This is a genomic window from Kitasatospora sp. NPDC057198, assembly GCF_042670125.1.
GTDB lineage: Bacteria > Actinomycetota > Actinomycetes > Streptomycetales > Streptomycetaceae > Kitasatospora.
In genome coordinates, this window is the sequence record NZ_JBHUWH010000791.1 from 1 (window position 1) to 1983 (window position 1983).

The following is a 1983-nucleotide window of genomic DNA, read 5'->3' on the forward strand; positions in this document are numbered from 1 at the left end:
CCGTGCGGTGTCCGGGCCCGTTCCCGGTTGCCGTGACGCGCCGCCGGCGGACCGGCGGTCGGCGGGATCAGGCGTCGGCGGACTTCTCGGAGGTCTCCTCCGCGGCGGCCTCGGCAGCCTCGGTGGTCTCCTCCTCGTCGTCCTCGAAGGAGACGGTCTCGCCGTTGGTGTCGGTCACCTTGGCGGCCTCGACCACCAGGGCCAGCGCCTTGCCGCGGGCGACCTCGCCGACCAGCAGCTGCACCTGGCCGCCCTGGACGACCTGCTGGGCGAACTGGTCCGGGGTCAGGCCGGAGCCGGCGGCGCGGCGGATGAGGTGCTCGGTGAGCTCCTCCTGGTTGACGCCCAGCTCCTCGTTCTTGACGATCTGGTCCAGCACGAACTGGGTCTTGATGCCCTTCTTCGCCTGCTCCTCGGTCTCCTTGTCGTAGTCCTCGCGGGACTTGTCCTGGGAGGCGAGGTAGGTGTCGAGGGTCAGGCCCATCGGCTCCAGCTGGTGGTGCTCCAGGTTGTGCTTGCGGGTGCCGATCTCGTCCGCGAGCAGCTTCTCCGGGTACTCCATCTCGACGCGCGAGAGCAGCTCGTCGAGGACCTTCTCCTGGGCCTGGGTGGCCTGGTCGAACTCCTTCATGCGCTCCAGGCGCTTGACGGAGTCGGCGCGGAGCTCCTCCAGGGTGTCGAACTCGCTCGCCAGCTGCGCGAACTCGTCGTCCAGCTCGGGGAGTTCCTTCTCCTGGACGGCGGTCACGGTGACGGTGACCTCGGAGTCCTTGCCGACCTGGGTGCCGCCCTTGAGGGTGGTGGTGAAGGTCTTGGACTCGCCGGCGGACAGGCCGACCACGGCCTCGTCGATGCCGTCCAGCAGGCGGCCGGAGCCGATCTCGTAGCTCACGCCGGTGGCGGTGCCGTCCTCCGGCACCTCGCCGTCGACCTTGGCCTCCAGGTCGACCACCACGATGTCGTTCTCGGCGGCGGCGCGCTCGACGTCCTTGACGGAGGCGAAGCGCTCGCGCAGCTGCTCCAGGGACTTCTCAACGTCCTCGTCGCTGACCTCGATCGGGTCGACCACGACCGCGATCTCGGAGAACTCGGGCAGGGTGACCTCGGGGCGCACGTCGACCTCGGCGGTGAACTTGAGGTCACCGCCGTCGGCCAGGTTCTCGACACCCTCGATCTCGGTGATGTCGGGCTGGCCCAGGACGTCGATCTGGCCCTCGTCGACGGCCTGCGTGTAGAAGCGCGGAAGCGCGTCGTTGACGGCCTCCTCCAGCACCGCGCCACGGCCGAAGCGCTGGTCGATCACCTTGTTCGGGATCTTGCCCTTGCGGAAGCCCGGAACGGTGACCTGCTGGTTGATCTTCTTGTACGCCGCGTCGAGGCTGGGCTTGAGCTCCTCGAAGGGCACCTCGACGGTGAGTCGAACCCGAGTGGGGTTCAGAGTCTCGACGGCGCTCTTCACGGTTGGGTCTCCTAGGGGGCTTGCGGTCAGGGCGATAGGCGGTTGGGGCTGCAATGCTGTCCGTACTACCGCCAGCGGTCCATCCTACCGGTACCACGAAAGCGACTGTGCCCGGCACCTGGGTGGACGGAGGACGGGGGCGGCTGCCGCTCCGGGCCCGCCCGCAACGACAACAGGGCCCCGCCCGCTGACGAGACCCTGCCGCACACGGTCGGGGTGACCGGATTCGAACCGACGGCCTTCCGCTCCCAAAGCGGACGCGCTACCAACCTGCGCCACACCCCGTGGTGCCGAGCAGAAGAGTACACGTCGGCCCGCCCCCGGCCCCGGCGATATCGGCGAGCCGACGAGGGCGAAGGAGTGTGCAATCCACCGACCGGACCGGGTACGCTGGGGCCGTCCTCACCACCCCGCGGTGGCGGGGGACGCTCCTTTGCGGGTGTAGCTCAATGGTAGAGCCCCAGTCTTCCAAACTGGTCACGCGAGTTCGATTCTCGTCACCCGCTCCACGAGAATGCCCCGAC

General features: G+C 68.7%; 1 protein-coding gene and 2 tRNA genes. 1 reads left to right on the forward strand and 2 read right to left on the reverse strand.

The features are described from left to right. Positions 1-67: 67 nt before the first annotated feature. Both tig and ACFUEL_RS39040 read right to left on the reverse strand, forming a co-directional pair. Complete coding sequence (gene tig / locus ACFUEL_RS39035; RefSeq protein WP_380242865.1) at positions 68-1459, reverse strand: trigger factor; 1392 nt, start codon at positions 1457-1459, stop codon at positions 68-70. Positions 1460-1670: 211 nt separating this feature from the next. Beyond that, positions 1671-1744: transfer RNA gene (locus ACFUEL_RS39040), tRNA-Pro, on the reverse strand. 150 nt (positions 1745-1894) lie between these two features. Here ACFUEL_RS39040 and ACFUEL_RS39045 point away from each other — a divergent pair. Next, a tRNA-Gly gene (locus ACFUEL_RS39045) sits at positions 1895-1968 on the forward strand. Positions 1969-1983: the final 15 nt, after the last annotated feature.